The sequence below is a fragment of the Mesorhizobium sp. P2_F7 genome (assembly GCF_056403695.1).
This window is the reverse complement of record NZ_JBFUFA010000014.1, coordinates 128,536-147,392: the sequence shown is the minus strand read 5'-3', so window position 1 is coordinate 147,392 and position 18,857 is coordinate 128,536. Positions and strand designations below refer to the sequence as shown.

At 63.0% G+C, this 18,857-nt stretch carries 10 protein-coding genes and 2 pseudogenes; all 12 read left to right on the top strand.

From position 1 onward, the window contains the following. The first annotated feature begins 912 nt into the window (after nt 1–912). The 12 genes and pseudogenes from AC1DZ8_RS29445 (at nt 913) to AC1DZ8_RS29390 (ending at nt 18,565) form a co-directional block, all read left to right on the top strand. The gene (locus AC1DZ8_RS29445) at nt 913–1,260 is read left to right on the top strand and encodes a hypothetical protein (protein WP_477310709.1); all 348 of its coding nucleotides are present in this window, start codon (nt 913–915) and stop codon (nt 1,258–1,260) included. Nucleotides 1,261–1,352: 92 nt separating this feature from the next. Next, nucleotides 1,353–1,799: pseudogene (locus AC1DZ8_RS29440) on the top strand (DUF4347 domain-containing protein); the annotation flags it as partial. A 3,558-nt stretch (nt 1,800–5,357) separates the two neighbouring features. Further along, nucleotides 5,358–5,537, top strand: coding sequence for a hypothetical protein (locus tag AC1DZ8_RS29435; RefSeq protein ID WP_477311030.1), 180 nt, complete (start codon nt 5,358–5,360; stop codon nt 5,535–5,537). Between the two features lie 170 nt (nt 5,538–5,707). Continuing rightward, complete coding sequence (locus AC1DZ8_RS29430) at nt 5,708–8,014, top strand: peptidase domain-containing ABC transporter (protein WP_477402066.1); 2,307 nt, start codon at nt 5,708–5,710, stop codon at nt 8,012–8,014. Nucleotides 8,015–8,124: 110 nt separating this feature from the next. Then, nucleotides 8,125–9,534 (top strand): HlyD family type I secretion periplasmic adaptor subunit, encoded by a 1,410-nt coding sequence (locus AC1DZ8_RS29425; RefSeq protein WP_477311034.1) that lies wholly within the window; start codon nt 8,125–8,127, stop codon nt 9,532–9,534. A 28-nt stretch (nt 9,535–9,562) separates the two neighbouring features. Continuing rightward, a complete protein-coding gene (locus AC1DZ8_RS29420) occupies nt 9,563–11,290 on the top strand; it encodes an SEL1-like repeat protein (protein ID WP_477402064.1) in 1,728 nt (575 codons plus the stop codon). A 12-nt stretch (nt 11,291–11,302) separates the two neighbouring features. Continuing rightward, the gene (locus tag AC1DZ8_RS29415) at nt 11,303–11,524 is read left to right on the top strand and encodes a hypothetical protein (RefSeq protein ID WP_477311038.1); all 222 of its coding nucleotides are present in this window, start codon (nt 11,303–11,305) and stop codon (nt 11,522–11,524) included. Nucleotides 11,525–11,575: 51 nt separating this feature from the next. Beyond that, nucleotides 11,576–11,800: pseudogene (locus AC1DZ8_RS29410) on the top strand (PRC-barrel domain-containing protein); the annotation flags it as partial. A gap of 229 nt (nt 11,801–12,029) precedes the next feature. Continuing rightward, complete coding sequence (locus AC1DZ8_RS29405) at nt 12,030–12,461, top strand: DUF2062 domain-containing protein (RefSeq protein ID WP_477402062.1); 432 nt, start codon at nt 12,030–12,032, stop codon at nt 12,459–12,461. A gap of 388 nt (nt 12,462–12,849) precedes the next feature. Beyond that, on the top strand, nt 12,850–16,938 hold the full coding sequence (locus tag AC1DZ8_RS29400) for a GAF domain-containing protein (RefSeq protein WP_477309604.1): 4,089 nt from the start codon (nt 12,850–12,852) through the stop codon (nt 16,936–16,938). Next, nucleotides 16,935–17,324, top strand: coding sequence for a response regulator (locus AC1DZ8_RS29395; protein ID WP_477309605.1), 390 nt, complete (start codon nt 16,935–16,937; stop codon nt 17,322–17,324). Before AC1DZ8_RS29400 ends, AC1DZ8_RS29395 begins: the two co-directional genes overlap by 4 nt. After that, nucleotides 17,321–18,565 carry an adenylate/guanylate cyclase domain-containing protein gene (locus tag AC1DZ8_RS29390; RefSeq protein WP_477309606.1) on the top strand — a complete coding sequence of 415 codons (1,245 nt, stop codon included), beginning with the start codon at nt 17,321–17,323 and terminating at the stop codon, nt 18,563–18,565. Before AC1DZ8_RS29395 ends, AC1DZ8_RS29390 begins: the two co-directional genes overlap by 4 nt. Nucleotides 18,566–18,857 lie beyond the last annotated feature (292 nt).

The window sequence follows — 18,857 nt, the reverse complement described above, 5'->3', positions numbered from 1 at the left end:
GCACCTTCTGCCGCAGCAAGGGGCTCGCGGTCACCTTGGGTGAGGGCTTGCGAACAAGTGTGCCAGTAGGCTCCATCGCTACGCACAAACCCCGCCGCGATATCAAGGGTTCGCCGCCAACGAACGTAGAGCATCTTTAAGCCACGGATTTTTCGATGCATTTGCCGCATGCGCGCGATCTCGATGTTTGCCAAGGTAGTTAGTCGTGGTTGCGCAATTAACAAATCGTAAACAGGTTATTTACAAGTTGCTAATTTTATAATTTACTAATGTCTAATGTATCTGGGAGGGTAGCTGTGGACCGGGCCGGAGGGGCTGCGGGTCCGTGCAGGCTGCGAAGCCAGGAGAGTATCCAGGAGCAAGCCACTTCGTGCGTGAGGGCGCAGAAGGTGACTGGTGGCGTGCTGAAGAAGACGTCCTACTGCCTTGAACTCAAGGCCAGCGTTTTCCCAACCTGATGTTCCCTCGCAAGTAGTCGATTCCCTCGCAAGTTGACAGGTCTTGGGAGTTGGCTGTGGTTGGTGTGATACCAAGTGCGAAACGATGCCCCCGCGACGCATGTTTCCGCTTCGATCAACCCCTCAATTATCCGTACCTTCTCGCCAGCAAGGATTGCGCCGCGATTGACGGGCATTTCTCGGCGCCCTGTGGACCGCCGCACGCCTGCGAACTCCACGCCCTCGGTGAAGACAAGTGGGACGCCGCTCGATCGAGCGGCACGAATAGGCCGTCGAGCCTTGCGCGCCCGTCTCGTCGCGCTGCGCGGCGCCTTTTGGCTCAGGGATCGGCCGGCAGCCCGGGTCAGCGCATTGTCGATGCGCGGGGCTCGAGCGCCGGTAGAAGCTGCGACCGGCCTCAGCGAGCGCGGGCGCTCTGCAGCGACAGAAACCTAGGCACGAAACAAGACACACAGTGGCGCAGCCGCCGCCGACCGAGGAGGAAAAGATGAGCTACATAGAAGGGTTTGCAGTCATGGAAGTTGCCGTTAGAGGCGTCTTGCCCATCGGCGACACGACAGAAAATGTGCCTTATTTGATCCTGGACACGGCCAAGAGCGCCATCGTCGGTCAGGTCATTCTTCCCAACGCCGTCAAGCGAAGCCTCGCCGTCGCTGTCACCGTCAAGGTTCCGGCCGCAGCGGGCTCACTTGCGATTGGCACGTTTGACGATGGCGGCAATTTCCAGGCCTGCAGCTTTCTTCGCGTAGAGAGCCCCACCGTCGCACGTCCCGACGGCGCCGTTGGCCCGTCAGGAAGATGACGGCTCCCAAACCTCTTTCTTTCAGCGCCCGCGGGCCATCCCGCTGGGCGGTTTCCGTCTGAAAACGAATTCGAAGCCAACAGGAGCCAGTCATGGCCCGCGCCTCTGAAATTCTTTTTGTCGACCCCTCAGTCTCCGACCTGCAGACGGTTCTCTGCAACGTGCGCCCCGAAGTTCAGGCCTTCGTGCTCGATGGCCGCCGGCCGGCGGCGGCGCAGATGGCTGCACTGCTCGCGGGACACGAAGGGCTCGACGCGGTCCACATCATCGCGCATGGCGCACCCGGGCGGGTCACCTTTGCCGCAGGAGAGTGGTCGGTCGCCACATTGAAGGAAGCGGCTGACGATTTTGCCGCAATCGGCAGGGCGCTTGCTGCGGACGGTGAATTGCGGCTGTGGAGCTGCGAGACGGCTTTAGGGAATGCTGGCGAGACCTTCGTGGCGGCGCTGGAAGAGGCCATCGGCGCGGACGTCCGCGCATCGAGATCGCTGGTTGGAGCGGCCAAGCTGGGTGGCTCATGGGAGATGCCCGAAAACACGGCCGGCTCGCGCTTGCCGCCGATCACATCGGTTGGCGTGGCGGCCTACACTGGGGTCCTTGCAGGGGGCAATTTGACGCTCACTGGTACTGTCGCATCCGGAAGTAGTAAGAGCATCAATACATTTTATATAATCGATACAACAACCAACACCGTTGTCGGAAGCTTTGTTCTTCCATCCTCCGCTAACACTGTTGCCCCAAATTTTGCTATAACGATTTCGATCCCAGAGACTTTGCATGACTATGCAATATATGACAGCGGCTTTAACATCTATGGAACGCTGCTACACAACGTTGGCGGAACTGCGTTCGCATTCGGCCCCGATTCTGGCAACAACGGCAAAAACGGTGACACATTTGTTGGCGGTAACCTAGCCGTTACAAGCCAAGGCGCGACAGGCCCGGCAGGCCCCACCGGTCCGACTGGAGCCACAGGCGCGACCGGCGCAGGTGCGACGGGAGCTACAGGCGCCACCGGTGCGACAGGCGCCACGGGTGCTTCGGGCGGAACCGGTGCAACAGGCGCCACGGGTGCTTCAGGTGGGACTGGCGCGACAGGCGCTACTGGTCCGACAGGCGCCACGGGTGCTTCAGGCGGGACCGGCGCGACAGGTGCTTCGGGTGGGACCGGTGCAACGGGCGCCACAGGCGGGACCGGCGCGACAGGCGCGACAGGCGCAACCGGAGCTACAGGTGCAACAGGCGATACGGGAGCGTCAGGTTCTACTGGTGCGACAGGCTCGACCGGAGCAACCGGTAATACCGGCGCGACTGGTGCAGCGGGCTCTACCGGTGCGACGGGTTCAACTGGTGCAACTGGCGCCACAGGTGCGACCGGCGATACGGGAGCGACAGGTTCAACTGGTGCCACCGGCTCGACCGGGGCCACAGGCTCGACTGGTGCGACAGGCGCCACAGGTGCAACTGGCGCCACCGGCTCTACTGGCGCGACAGGCTCGACCGGAGCAACCGGTGATACCGGAGCAACAGGGTCGACTGGTGCAACCGGAGCCACAGGTGCGACCGGCGATACGGGATCGACAGGTTCTACTGGTGCGACAGGCTCGACCGGAGCAACCGGCTCGACTGGCGCCACCGGCTCGACCGGAGCAACCGGTGCTACCGGCGATACGGGAGCGACAGGTTCTACTGGTGCAACCGGCTCGACCGGAGCGACTGGCTCGACGGGGGCGACGGGCTCGACCGGAGCAACCGGTGATACCGGGGCGACTGGCTCCACTGGAGCGACCGGCTCGACCGGAGCAACCGGTGATACCGGGGCGACTGGCTCGACAGGTGCTACTGGCTCGACAGGTGCGACTGGCTCGACTGGAGCGACAGGCTCGACCGGAGCGACGGGCTCGACCGGAGCAACCGGTGATACCGGGGCGACTGGCTCCACTGGAGCGACCGGCTCGACCGGAGCAACCGGTGATACCGGGGCGACTGGCTCGACCGGGGCGACGGGCTCGACCGGAGCAACCGGTGATACCGGGGCGACTGGCTCCACTGGAGCGACTGGCTCGACCGGAGCAACCGGTGATACCGGGGCGACTGGCTCGACCGGGGCGACGGGCTCGACCGGAGCTACCGGTGATACCGGGGCGACTGGCTCCACTGGAGCGACCGGCTCGACCGGTGCCACAGGCTCGACCGGAGCGACTGGCTCGACAGGTGCTACTGGCTCGACAGGTGCTACTGGCTCGACAGGTGCGACTGGCTCGACTGGAGCGACAGGCTCGACCGGAGCGACGGGCTCGACCGGAGCAACCGGCTCGACCGGAGCAACAGGCTCGACCGGTGCCACAGGCTCGACTGGAGCAACAGGTGATACCGGAGCGACTGGCGCGACGGGCTCGACGGGCTCCACTGGAGCGACGGGCTCGACCGGAGCGACCGGTGATACCGGGGCGACTGGCTCCACTGGAGCGACTGGCTCCACTGGAGCGACTGGCTCGACCGGAGCGACTGGCTCGACTGGTGCCACAGGCTCGACTGGAGCAACAGGCTCTACTGGTGCGACGGGCTCGACCGGGGCAACCGGCTCGACCGGAGCAACAGGCTCGACCGGTGCCACAGGCTCGACCGGAGCGACTGGCTCGACAGGTGCTACTGGCTCGACAGGTGCGACTGGCTCGACTGGAGCGACAGGCTCGACCGGAGCAACAGGCTCGACCGGTGCCACAGGCTCGACTGGAGCAACAGGTGATACCGGAGCGACTGGTGCGACGGGCTCGACGGGCTCCACTGGAGCGACGGGCTCGACCGGAGCGACCGGTGATACCGGGGCGACTGGCTCCACTGGAGCGACTGGCTCCACTGGAGCGACTGGCTCGACCGGAGCGACTGGCTCGACTGGTGCCACAGGCTCGACTGGAGCAACAGGCTCTACTGGTGCGACGGGCTCGACCGGGGCAACCGGCTCGACCGGGGCAACCGGCTCGACCGGAGCAACAGGCTCGACCGGTGCCACAGGCTCGACCGGAGCGACTGGCTCGACAGGTGCTACTGGCTCGACAGGTGCGACCGGCTCCACTGGTGCGACTGGCTCGACTGGAGCAACAGGTGATACCGGAGCGACTGGTGCAACGGGCTCTACCGGAGCGACGGGCTCTACCGGCGCCACTGGCTCGACTGGAGCAACAGGTGATACCGGAGCGACTGGTGCAACGGGCTCTACCGGAGCGACGGGCTCTACCGGAGCGACTGGTTCCACTGGTGCGACTGGCTCGACTGGAGCAAAAGGTGATACCGGAGCGACTGGTGCAACGGGCTCTACCGGAGCGACCGGCTCCACTGGTGCGACTGGCTCGACTGGAGCAACAGGTGATACCGGAGCGACTGGTGCAACGGGCTCTACCGGAGCGACGGGCTCTACCGGAGCGACCGGCTCCACTGGTGCGACTGGCTCGACTGGAGCAACAGGTGATACCGGAGCGACTGGTGCAACGGGCTCTACCGGGGCGACTGGCTCCACTGGAGCGACTGGCTCGACCGGAGCAACCGGTGATACCGGGGCGACTGGTGCAACGGGCTCTACCGGGGCGACTGGCTCCACTGGAGCGACTGGCTCGACCGGAGCAACCGGTGATACCGGGGCGACTGGTGCAACGGGCTCTACCGGAGCGACCGGCTCCACTGGTGCGACTGGCTCGACTGGAGCAACAGGTGATACCGGAGCGACTGGTGCAACGGGCTCTACCGGAGCCACTGGTTCCACCGGAGCAACAGGCTCGACCGGCTCTACCGGTGCAACCGGTTCGACCGGAGCGACGGGCTCAGCCGGATCGACGGGTGCGACCGGAGCAACCGGCCCAGGCGGTGACACAGGTGGCCACGGCCATGGCAATAACGGCTTTGGCAATGGAGATCAGGATGCACCTGGTAATTCCGGGAACCATAACAATGCCGAAAACGGCCCTGGTCACAAAGCCAACGTCACGACCAATACGCTGGGCCTAAAGGACTCGACGCAGTTCCTGCAATCCGGCTCGACCGACAGTGGTGCCGTCAGCCATGCGTCGTTCCGGCAGCTTGTCGGCCTGGCGGCCAGTTCGGTGACGACCGACCTCCTGAATGTCCTCAACACGATCAGGGGATTTAGTCAGAACCAGAACAAGCCGTTGGGTGCAAGCACCGACCTGATCTCGGACAAGACCAAGCAGGGCGCCGGCTACGCCAACACCGACGACACAGTGAAGAAGGCTCTGAAGGATATTCTGAAGCCACATGAGTGAGCAGGAATGGTGACCGGACAAACCACGATAGAAGCCGGTCCAAGGGTAAGAAATGGCCGCGCGGGCTTTGCGAGAGAGCAAGGCCTGCGCGTTCACCATTTCCGAATGGGCAAAGGACGGTCTGCGCTGGGCATGACTGCGCCTTCGCTTGCGTGCCGGAAGGGAAGTCCATGGTGAGCATCCCTTTGAACGCCGAAACCCAGCCGGGCCAGATCCGCACCGGCACCGAAGCCGACGTGGCCGGCAAGTCCGGCGGCGAGAGCGCAGCGGGGCGGACTCCCGGTGGTCCCGCCGAGTTTGACCAGGTCGGCCCGCGCCTCAAGGCTATGCTCGCGGTCGCCCGCTATTACGGGGTCGAACTCGACCCGAAGGAGTTCAGGGCGGCAAGCGCAAGCCCGTTCCCAGGCTCCACTGATCTGTCTGAATGGGCGCGGAACGGCGGCATGTGGTCGCGCGCCGTCCGCATTCGCTGGTCTCACCTCTTGCGCTTTCAAGACACGGGACCGGTCGTTCTCTTGTTCAACGACGGGGGCGCGGGGCTCCTCACGGGGGCGAGTGCCGAGCGCAACCTGGTCTTCCTCAAAAGCGCGGACGCGCCTGATGATGGCGAAGCCACTGCGATCGACGAGTTGCGGCTGTCGCAGGTGTGGACGGGCGAGGCTGTGCTGCTGCGACAGGCGCGATCCTATGTTGCGGCGGATGCGCCTTTCACTCTCGGCTGGCTCGTCGAACTGGTGCGGCTTGAAAGCCGACCCCTGCGCGACGTCGCTATCGCCTCCTTCACGCTCAGCGTGCTTACCATCCTGCCGCCGCTCATCGTCATGACGGTCGTCAACAAGGTGCTGCAGTTCAACAGTGGCTCTACCCTGTTGCTCTTGTCGGCTATAATCGCCGTCGTCTTCGCCTACGAGACACTCTTGGGCCACGCGCGGCGATTGATCATCAATGTCGTCGGCGCGCGTCTGGACACCAAACTGCAGCTGCACGTTTTCAGTCGGCTCCTGCGCCTGCCGCTGGACTATTTCGAGCGTCATCCGGCCGGCGAGACGATGTACCGTCTCGCCCAGGTCTATCGCATCCGCGAGTTCCTGACCGGCAAACTGCTCAGCACGTTGCTCGACCTGATTACACTGTGCGTGCTGATACCGGTGATGTTCTACATCAACGCCAAGCTCGCCTGGATTGTGATAGCCTGCGCAGGCCTGATCGTGCTGATCATTCTCGCCTTCCTCAAACCGCTGCGCCGCAGGTACCTGCGGGTGATCGAAGCCGAGACATGGAAATCGGCGGCGCTCGGCGAAACTGTTGTCGGGATAAAGACCGTGAAGGCACTTGGTCTCGAGCCGCAACGCAAGGCGCTTTGGGACGAGCAGGTGGCGGAGTCGGGAAGGGCGCGCCTGGCCTTCGGCCAGTTCGCCAGCTGGCCGCAGACCCTGGTTACGCCGATCGAACGTGCCATGGTGCTTGGCACTATGCTGATCGGCGCCTATCTCGCGATGAACGACAGTTCGGGATACATGGTAGGCGGCCTGTTCGCCTTCATGATGATCTCCCAGCGCGTCGCACAACCCCTCGTCGGGATGGCACGACTGATCGAAGACTACGAGGAGGTCGGGGCAGCGATCGGCGAGGCGGCATCTGTCCTGAACCGGCCGCTGGAGAGCAGTTCGAATTCCCTCGGCTTGAGACCAAGGCTCGTCGGCGAGATTACGTTCAGCGATCTGACCTTCAGCTATATCGGCACCAAGACGCCCGCGCTCGACCGGATCACCTTCAACATTCCGGCAGGGACCATGTTCGGTATTGTCGGGCGCAGCGGGTCAGGAAAATCGACGATCGCGCGTCTCCTGCAGGGGATCAACCGCGACTATAGCGGGTTCCTCAAGCTGGACGGTGTCGACCTCAAGGAATTCAACCTGCGCCACCTGCGCCAGGGGCTCGGCGTGGTGCTCCAGGACAATTTCCTGTTCCGCGGCTCGATCCGCGACAATATCATTGCCGGGCGCCCGGGGCTGACGCTTTCCGACGCCATGCGTGCCGCGCATCTGGCCGGAGCCGAAGAATTTATCGAACGAATGCCCAATGGCTACGACACCTACATCGAGGAAGGATCGCCCAATCTGTCGGGCGGTCAAAAGCAGCGGCTGGCGATCGCGCGCGCCCTCATCCACAATCCGACCATCCTCATCCTTGACGAAGCCACCAGTGCACTCGACCCGGAGAGCGAAGCGGTTGTCAGCAACAACCTGATGCGCATCGCCAGCGGGCGCACGATGATCATCGTTTCGCATCGGCTCTCCTCTCTCACGGAGTGTGATAAGATCCTGGTAATGGAGCAGGGTAGGGTACTCGACGTGGCACCGCACGCGACCCTGCTCGAACGATGCCCCCTCTACAGGCAACTGTGGTCGCAGCAGAACCGGCACCTCGACGGCCGCGCCGGCCGCCCGGTGGCTGTACCGTCGCGGTTGGATTGACGATGTCACGCTGCGATCGATTGAGCGCAAGGATCGCCCGCAAATCGGCGGTCCACTCGAGCGCCGAAGCGCCAGGCGGCATGCCAAACGGTGGAATGGGATAGCAAGCCATGAGCCGCAGCACCTCCCTCGCCATCCACCCCGCCCGCTGGCACCGAACCACAACGACCGATCCGACGACACCGGCCCTCCTCGAATTCCAGTGGCCGTCGACGGCGATCGCCAATGCGCCAATTCCGCGAGCGGCGCGGGGTATCATCTGGGTTATTTCGAGTTTGGTGATCGCCTTGATTGCATTGGCAGGGCTGATTCCGGTCGACCAGGTGGTGACGACCAGAGGACTGGTGGTCTCACAATCGCCGAACGTCATCGTGCAGCCACTGGAGACGGCGATCGTTCGCTCGATCGACGTGCGCGAAGGACAGCATGTGCGAGCCGGTCAATTGCTCGCCCGCCTCGATGCCACCTTTGCCTCAGCCGACCTCCAGTCGCTGGCGATGCAGGTCTCGACCCTTGACGCCGAAGTGGCTCGGTTGAAGGCAGAGGCCGACGGGCAAGCCTTCAACTATGACGGTCTCGATCCGAGTTGGACCCTGCAGGCGTCCATCTTCGAGCGCCGTAAGGCGGTCTATGACGCCAAGCTTGAGAGTTTTGATCGGCAGCTTGACGAACTGAGCTCCGTGATCTCGCGCTCACAATCTGATGCCGACGGCTACCGCCAGCGGCTCAAAGTCGCGGCGTCGATCGAACAGATGCGCAAGCAGCTGGAAGCAAGACAGGTGGGAAGTCGCCTCAATACGCTCCTAGCCGAGGACAACTGGGCCGAAATGTCCCGCTCGCTCAGCAATGCCGAGCAGACAACAGAAGCCGCTAAACGCCAGCAGGCGGGCGCGGCTGCCGACCGCAATGGCTACATTCAGAGCTGGCGAGCGGAAGTCTCGCAGAGCCTGTCGGAGGCGAGCTCGCGATTGTCCGACGCCCGCGAACTCTTTAACAAGGCGAAGCTGCGCAAGCAATTGGTCGAACTGAAGGCCGAGGTCGATGCCATCGTCCAGTCGGTGGCGAAGGTCTCGGTTGGCTCGGTTCTGCAGTCTGGCGAGCGCTTGATAACTCTGGTGCCAGCCAACGCGCCGCTTGAGATCGAGACAAACATCGTCGGGCGGAGCAGCGGCTTCGTTCATGTCGGCGATCCCGTGGTCATCAAGTTCGACACCTTTCCCTATTCCCAATACGGCCTCGCTCACGGCTCCGTGCGAGCGCTCAGCCCCGATTCTTTCTCGGCGCGAGACCAAGCGCGCGATCCGAACAGCTCCCTCGCCATGCTGCCCTCGGATGCTGAGCCGTTCTATCGCACGCGGATTTCCATCGACCAGGTCGCGCTGCACGACGTGCCCGCCGGGTTCGTGGTCAGCCCCGGCATGCCGGTGACTGCAGACGTGAAGGTCGGCCAGCGGACCGTGCTCAAATACATTCTTGGCGTGATGCTCCCTATCGGCCAGGAAGCGATGAGGGAACCCTAGGGCGGTTGGACTACGGAGGGTCGCATCGATGACAATCCTGAACCGGCTGACAGCTCGCGCCTTCCCGGCAGCGGCGTTGCGCCGGGCAATCGAGCTCAGCGAGAGACCCGCAGAAGCCTTTCCCCACTTGGCGGTCGCGGCACGCGCGGGACTAGTCGATGCTGAGTATAGGGTCGCCCGTTGCTATCTCGAAGGTTCAGGCGTGCCGGCGAGCCGTACGGAAGGTACGCGATGGCTGCTGCGGGCAGCGAACCACGGGAACGCTGATGCGCAGGCGCTCCTGGCTGCCCTCTATGTCGCCGGGCTGGTGGCCGCGGATGCTGACGACCGGGGTGCCGGATCAGAGAGCCTTTTTAAACGAGATCGCACTGGCGAACCTGACTTCGCTGCTGCGCTCGGTTTTGCCACGAAGGCGGCCGAGGCAGGTTCGGCAACGGGACAGGCGATCCTCGGCTACATTCTGGCCAGCGGCCCAGAGCCGATGCGGGATCCGGATGCCGCGCAGCGCTGGTACGAAAGGTCTGCCGCAGCCGGCTGCGCCGAAGGAAGTCTCGGCCTAGCCCTCTCGCTGGCCCGGCGCGGCAGGCCCGAACAACGGAGCAGGATTGCCGACGAGGTACGGCGCGCGGCAGATGCCGACCTGCCGACTGCAACCTACCTTCTCGCGGTCCTCACCGAGCATGGGTTCGGAGTCACGAGCGATCTTGCTGCCGCCGCGCGGCTTTATCAACAAGCTGCGGAGAAAGGCCTTCCCTCGGCCCAATTCCGGTTAGGGCTTGCGCTGATCGACGGGAGCCTCGTCGACCGGGATCCCGTGGCCGGGGAGGCGTGGACGCGGCGTGCCGCGCTGGCCGGCAACGTCGAGGCAGCCTACTTCCTGGGCGATCGTAACGCCAAGAGCCGGCCACCGGATTTTGCAGAAGCCGCAACATGGTATCGACGGGCCGCCGAGGCGGGTCACCAGGCTGCAGCGCGCGCACTGGCCTCTCTCTACTTGACGGGAAACGGTGTTGCCAAGGATGAGAAAGAGGGGACACGCTGGCTGCGTACTGCCGCAAACAGCGGGAACCAGGCAGCACAAGTAGACCTGGCCAACCTTGTGCTTGGAGGGGCTGGTGAGCCGGCAGATACTGCAAGTGTAGCCAGATGGTTCGAGGCTGCCGCTTTGTCGGGCGACCTGAACGCTGCGTTCAATCTAGGGCTCTGTTTCACCAAAGGTGTCGGTGTACGCCAGGACGAAGGCCAGGCTGCGCAATGGCTAAGACGCGCTGCCGAAGGCGTGGCCGAGGCCCAATACATGTATGGGCGCATCCTCAGGGATGGGCGTGGCGTGGCTGCCGACGCGGATCACGCCCGCGCCTGGTTTGCCGAGGCAGCCGAAGGCGGCGTGCTCGACGCGCAAGTGGCACTTGCGGAGATGTTGCTCAACGGGGACGGCGGCAAGCGCTTGCCGGAGGCCGCCGTGAAGCTGTTCGAACGGGCCGCCGCCGACAGTCATGCTGGGGCTATGTTTGCGCTGGGGGCACTGCACAGTTCCGGCGAGGGCCTGCCCATGGACCATGTGGCGGCGCAGAAATGGTTCGCTGCCGCCGCCGAATGCGGGCACGGACAGGCCCAACTCATGCTGGGTCGATATCTTTCCAGAGGTCTTGCCGGAGAGCGCAACCAGATGGCTGGCCGCCTTTGGCTCGAGCGGGCCGCCGCGCAGGGCATCCAGGAGGCGGCCGAGGAAGTCGCTGATTTTGACTCGGCTTGAAGCAGACAGAATATGAGCAGGCGCGCCGCCGACTTTCTCCGCAAATGGATTCTCGACCATGTGCCGTCACGAATTGACGACCCGGCCCTTGTCGTAACCACCATCGCGGCTGACGCTGTGCGGGCTGCAGAGGCCCAAGGCATAACGCACGAGGAGATCGATCAAGAGATTGCAAGCGTCTATGAAGCGATCATGCGTACGCTCCAGGATCGCGCGTCAGGATTTGCGGGTTAGGCAATACGCTCAGGCCGACTCGATGCGCCTGCGCACCAGTGGTTCTAAGCACCCGACAAGAAGGATGCCGTGATCGTCGACGGCGGCGGTTTCCTCGGCGTGGGCGAAAAACAGGTGGCCGTGGGCCTTGAGAAGCTGAAGTTCATGGCCGACAAGGACGGCAATCGCTATCTCTACACCAATTTCACCAAAGACCAGCTTGAGGCGCAGACCGCTTATGACAAGGGCACCTATGCCCAGAATCGTGACAGGCAGCGGATCGTTATCAGTCAATAGCTGGAAATGGCCCGCGCCCTAACCGGCGCGGGGCGTCCACCAGGTGGACTGAAGTTATTACTCACCGGCAAGGCGGTGCCCGATCGTACTTGCAATTCTCGACGCGGCTCTTGGCTGATCCAAATTCAGAACAAAGCGGAAAGGTTGCTTTTCAACGAGACGACAATGCATCAACTTCAGACTGCGTTTTAAGGTGGGCAGGGGATGCTATTTAGACGCCGAAATCCTGATGGTCTCTTCGAGCGCTTACGCACTTATGTGTGGCCGCGCCGGTCGTTCTCACGCTCGCTTCAATATTTTTCGAGGCGCATTCTGCGCCTACCCGCTGACATTCCCGCTTGTTGCGGGAGCGTCCTGGGAGGCCGGCAAGATCATGTTGAACGGCCACGTGCGAAACGGCCCGCCAGCGCATCTGAGTGAGATGTTCCAAGCCCATTCAATTTCGCAACTGTGGGAACCGGTGCTAAAGCCGATGCTGTTCGGCGCGGTGCCACTGGGGCTGATTTTTGGCCTGTTCTTCTATGGCATCACGCGATGTGGCTTCGCCTTCCGCGAACAGAGGCGTAAGCGACTGGCCGAGAAGGGGAGCCGCCCCCTTGAGGAAGAAGACATCGCGTTATCGCCCCCTCTGCCTGCTCGACACCGCCGTTCTGGCGGGTGAATTGCGGCGGGCTTTTCTCTTTCATTGAGAAATGGCGGCTTTGCGCCTTATCCCGGCCGTTGAGGTGATCTCTTTGCTGCGGCCCGGTAGCAGACCTTGCAGGCGACCACCCTGGACGTCCCCTTGCGTCAACACCTGACATTGCTCATAGATACATGAGGTCGCGATCAAGCCCACGCAGGCCCCCAGCAGGAGTGCCTAAAGGTTCCGATTGCTGGCGAACCGCTCTATCGGTGGGGAAAAACTTCGAGAGTCGGGCTTCCGATCTTCCTCGCTGCGAAGGGGGACGAATCGATCGACCGTCGGTGACCTAGTATTTTTAGCTTTCTTCTGCCTATGGTTCGTCTCCCAACTTAGTGGGTAGCGGTGCGAAGGCTAGAACCTCCACATGCGGGAATCACACGGCGAACTCGAAGTCACCACGCGCGAGCTTAATGAAGCCCTCGAACGCGAGAAGGCGACCGGCGAGCTGCTTCGGGTCATCGCCTCGTCGCCGACCGATATTAAGCCGGTCCTTGACGCCGTGGCGGCGAGCGCCGCCCGTCTTTGCGACGCCTATGACGTGATCATCCGGCTCAGGAAGGACGATATGCTCCATCTCGGTGCTCATTCCGGCCCGATCGCGGTTGATGAGGCGCCGTGGCCGCTGGAGCGCGACCGGGTAATGGCGCGGTCCGTGATCGATGCGGGGACAGTGCAGGTCGAAGACCTCTCCAAGGCCGGGGCCGAATTCGCGGCAGGCCAGGAAATGGCCATTCACTACGGATTCCGCACGATTCTGGCGACACCTCTCATGAGCGATGGAAGAGCGATCGGGGCGATCAGCCTGCGGCGAAGAGAGGTGAGACCGTTCAGTGACAGGCAGATCGAGCTGCTGAAGACCTTCGCCGACCAGGCCGTGATCGCCATCTCGAACGTGCGGCTGTTCGAAGAAGTGCAGGCGCGGACAGCCGAACTCAGCGAAGCGCTGGCTCAGCAAACGGCGACGGCCGACGTGCTCAAGGTGATCAGCCGGTCTGCGTTCGACCTTCAACCCGTATTGACGACGCTGCTTGATTCGGCGATCCACCTGGCTGGCGGGGATATGGGCGCGATCTCGCTGCGTGATGGCGATTGGCTACGGGTCATGACCGGCACCGGCTGGACCGATGAACTTCGCGCTTTTGAGGAAAGCCATCCACACCCGATCGGGCGCGGGACATTTCAAGGTCGAGCCGCTCTCGATGGAGCAACCATTCATGTGCCCGATGTGTCCAAGGATATGGAATACAAAAGGCAAGAAGCAGCAAGTATGGGCCATTTCCGCGCAGCCCTTTCGGTCCCCCTCAAGCGAGGCCAAGACGTGATCGGTGTCTTCGGCATGGCGAGGCGGACCGTGGGGCCGTTCTCACAACGCCAGATCGAACTTGTGGAGAGTTTCGCCGACCAGGCGGTCATCGCGATCGAGAACGTGCGCCTTTTCGACGAGGTGCAGGCGCGCAATCGCGAAGTGACCGAGGCACTGGAGCGCGAGACCGCGACGGGCTCCATCCTGCGCGTAATCGCGGCGTCGCCCACCGACATCGAACCGGTTCTTGACGCCGTCGCTGAAAGCGCCGCACGTCTCTGCGATGCCCATGACGCGACCATCTATCTGCGGCAGGGCGATCGTTTGGCGGTCGGAGCGCATCATGGGCCAATCCAGGTTGACGACGCCGGGCTGCCTGTTGCCCGCGACGTGGTCACCGGCCGCGCGGTGCTCGACCGGGCACCGGTCCATGTTCATGACCTGACCGAGGCGGGTGTAGACTTTGCAACGGGTAGGGCAATGGCCCACCGGCTCGGCTTTCGCACCATCCTTGCGATCCCACTGCTGCGTGACGGGGAAGCGGTCGGAGCGCTGATGATCCGGCGCATCGAGATGCGACCCTTCACTGACAAGCAGATCGAGCTGCTCAAAACGTTCGCCGACCAAGCCGTCATCGCCATCTCCAACGTGCGGCTGTTCGAGGAGGTCCAAGCGCGTACCGCCGAGCTAACCGAAGCGCTGCAGCAGCAGACGGCGACGGCCGACGTGCTCAAAGTCATCAGCCGCTCTGCCTTCAATCTAGGCACAGTTCTCGACACGTTGATCGCTTCCGCGTGCCGACTCTGCAATGCCGAAATGGGCCTCATATTTCTGGCGCGCGATGGGTCCTTCTCTCCCGAGGCGAGCCACGGCACGCCCTCTGGATACCTGGAGTTCGTGCGAACCCATCCGATCAAACCGGGACGCGAGACGTTCACGGGACGGGCGGCGCTGACCAAGGCGGTCGTGAATGTCGCCGACGCGCTTGAGGATAAGGAATTCACGTTTTCCGAAGCCCGCGACCGCGCCGGCTATCGTGCCATGCTTGCCGTGCCGCTGTTGCGGCAGGGCGAAGCGATCGGCGTCTTCGCCATGCCCCGTCGCACGCCAGGCGCGTTCAGCGACAAGCAGGTCGAACTCGTGCAGACGTTCGCCGACCAGGCCGTAATTGCGATCGAGAACGTCCGCCTTTTCGAGGAGGTGCAGCAGCGGACACGGGAGGCCACAGAGGCGCTGGAGTACCAGACGGCGACCAGCGATGTGCTTAGCGTTATCAGCCGCTCGCCCACCGATGGGCAGCCAGTGTTTAATATGATCGCGCAAAGCGCCGCCCGTCTATGCGAAGCTCAGTTCTGCTTTGTCTACAGATTTGACGGCGAGCTTTTGCATTTCGTCGCGCATCACGGCATCACCGAAGAAAGCGTTGAGATCGTGCGCAACACCTTTCCCGTGGCACCTACTCGCGGCAGCGCTGCCGAACGGGCAATTCTCTATCTCGACGTGGCGCAGATCCCGGACCTCACCTTGGATAGTGAATTCACGCATCGCGCCGCGGCGGCTTTTTCGGGCCTGCGCAGTGCTGTCGCCGTGCCGATGCTGCGTGACGGCCTGCCCATCGGTTGCATAGCAGTCGGGCGTGCTGAGACGGGCTTTCTTGCCGCTAAGCAAGTCGAACTTCTGAAGACCTTCGCCGACCAGGCCGTGATCGCCATTGAAAATGTCCGCCTGTTCGATGAGGTCAAGGCGCGCACAGCCGAGCTAAGCGAGTCGCTGCGGCAGCAGACCGCGACGGCGGATGTATTGAAAGCCATCAGCCGCTCGACCTTCGACCTGCAACCGGTGCTCGACACTTTGGTGGAATCGGCGGCGCGGCTCTGCGACGCCGACAAGGGCGTCATCTTCAAGCGCGACGGCGATGCCTACCGCTGGTCGGCAAATTACCGCAACCCTCCGGCGCTGGAAGCCTTCGCCAGAGCAAATCCGTTCAGGCCCGGCCGCTATTCGGTGACGTCGCGGGTCGCGCTCGAGGCGAGGACCATCCAAGTTTCCGACGTGCTCGCCGACCCGGAATACGGCGCGACGCAGTTTCAGAAGCTCGGCGGCTATCGGACGATCCTGTGCGTCCCGATTTTACGCGAGGGCGCGCCGGTCGGCGTATTCGCGCTGACCCGCGCGGAGGTGCGGGATTTTACCTCGAGACAGATCGAGCTGGTCGAAACCTTCGCCGACCAGGCCGGTATCGCCATCGAGAATGTGCGCTTGTTCGATGAAGTGCAGGCCCGCACGGAGGAACTGACGCGCTCGCTGGAAGACCTGCGCATGGCCCAGGATCGGCTCGTGCAGACCGAAAAGCTCGCCTCGCTCGGCCAGCTGACGGCGGGAATAGCTCACGAGATCAAGAACCCGCTCAACTTCGTCAACAATTTTGCCTCGCTGTCCGGCGATTTGATCGTGGAGCTGCGCGAGGCGCTGCAAGGCGTGGCGCTTGACGACAAAACCCGCGCGGAGATCGACGAGTTGTCGGATATGCTGAAAGGCAATCTCGACAAGGTGGTGCAGCACGGCAAGCGCGCCGACTCGATCGTCAGGAACATGCTGCTCCACTCGCGCTCGGGCTTGGGCGAGCACCGTCCGGTCGACATCAACGCGGTGGTGGAGGAGAGCTTGAACCTAGCCTATCATGGCGCACGCGCCGAGGGGAACAGCTTCAACATCATGTTGGAAAGGAATTTCGATCCAGTTGCTGGAGAGGTCGATCTCTTTCCGCAGGAGATCACTCGCGTGCTGTTGAACCTGATCTCCAACGGCTTTTACGCGACGACGAAGCGGCGCGCGGGTCAAGGCGAAACCGGCTACGAACCGGTGTTGGCGGCATCGACGAAAAGCCTGGGAGATGCGGTCGAGATCAGAATCCGCGACAACGGCACGGGCATCCCGCCGGACGTGAAAGAAAAAATGTTCAACCCGTTCTTCACCACCAAGCCGGCAGGCGAAGGGACGGGGCTCGGCCTATCGTTGAGCCACGACATCGTCGTGAAACAGCACGCGGGCACCATAGAGGTCGACACCGAGCTGGGAGCGTTCACCGAATTCCGCATCGTTTTGCCGCGCGGGGCCGCGACGCTCGCCAAAGCAGGAGGCAACGCTTGAGTCTGCTCATCCTGATCGTGGACGACGAGCCTGATGTCGAGGTGCTGTTCAGGCAGCAGTTCCGGCGCGATCTAAAGGTAGGGCGCTTCGACATGGCATTCGCCCTTTCCGCGCCGCAGGCGCTCAAGGTGATCGAGGCGGCGGAAAGCGCCTCGCTGATCCTGATCCTGTCGGATATCAACATGCCGGGCATGAGCGGCCTGGAGCTTCTCCCTAAAGCGAAGGCGTTGCGTCCCGATGTGCCCGTGATCATGATCACCGCCTATGGCGACGCAGAGACCAAGAGGAAGGCGCTGGAGAACGGCGCCGAGGCGCTATTGACGAAGCCGCTCGACTTCGTCGCGCTGCGCGGCGAGATCGACGTCCGCGTCGAGTTCGCGGCATGATGGCGCTGATCCTCGTCGTGGACGACGAGCCGGACTTGGAGCCGCTGGTCCTGCAGAAATTCCGCCGCCAAATCCATGCTGGCGAAGTTTCCTTCCTGTTCGCCCGCGACGGTGTTGAGGCGCTCGACGTTATCGCCGCCAATCCCGACATCGAAATGGTCGTTACCGACATTAACATGCCGCGCATGGACGGGCTGTCGCTGCTTGCGAAGCTCCAGGACGCTGAGGAGCGTTTGTCGACCATCATCGTGTCGGCCTACGGCGACATAGCCAACATCCGCACGGCGATGAACCGGGGTGCCTTCGATTTCCTGATGAAGCCGATCGATTTCGCCGACCTGGAGACGACTATCGCCAAGACGCTGAGGCACCTTGCCCTTTTGCGCGAGGCGCGGGGCAAGCAGATGGCAGCCGAGCGTGCGCACGCCTCGCTGTCGCGCTACTTCTCGCCCAACCTCGCCGAACGGCTCGCCGGCGACGCTGGCGAGCTTGCCGGGCAGCGACGCGAGGTGGCATCGCTGTTCACCGACATCGCCGGCTTCACAGCGATGGCGGAAACGCTCGACCCGGCGGTACTGGGCGAACTCCTCAACGCGTACCTCGCCGGCATGACCGACATCGTTTTCCACCATGAAGGCACGGTGGCCAAGATCGTCGGGGACGCACTGCATGTGCTCTTCGGCGCGCCGCGCGAGCAGCCCGACCATGCCGCCCGCGCCGTCGCCTGCGCGCTTGACCTCGACGACTTTTCGGAAGACTTCTGCGCCGGCTGGCGCGCCAGGGGCGTGGCGCTCGGCCCCACCCGCATCGGCGTCCACGCCGGGCCGGCTATCGTCGGCAATTTCGGCGGCGCCCGCTTCTTCGACTACTCCGCCTATGGCGACACCATCAATATCGCGGCGCGGCTGGAAGTCGCCAACAAGCAACTAGGCACCCGTATTTGCGTGAGCGAGAGCGTCGCGAGGCAAGTTGCGAATTTCCGAGGGCGGCCGGTGGGTGACCTCGTGTTGAGAGGACGAACGGAGTCGCTGCGCGCTTTCGAGCCACTGCGGCCTGAGCAATGCGACGACCTCGCGACAAAGGATTACCTCGCGGCCTTCGCCAAATTGGAAGCCGGCGACCCTGGTGCCCTCACCTCGTTCGCTGCTGAAGTTGGCAGGCGCGCAGAGGACCAGCTTGCGAGCTTCCACTTGAAGCGATTGCTGAACGGGGCGACAGGTCCGCGGATCAACATGGATTGATCGTCCTACATTCAAATGTCCGCTTCCTCTCCCTTCGATCTCCTTGAGGCTTGCTCCGAAATTCTTCAATACATGAACGGCATCGGCGGGCGCGCCGATCTTGGCGATGGCGCGCACCCGGGAACATCCTTGGCCATCGCCAGGGACTGCCGCACCCTCCTGGCAATCTAGATCAAAGGACTTCGCAAAGCCGGCCTCGGATGAGCGAAGCTTCAATCGCTGCGCATTCCTAATTAGCAGCGCTCTTGAACGAGTGCCCCCGCCCTCTCTCTCTCTATCGCTTCTCAGTCCT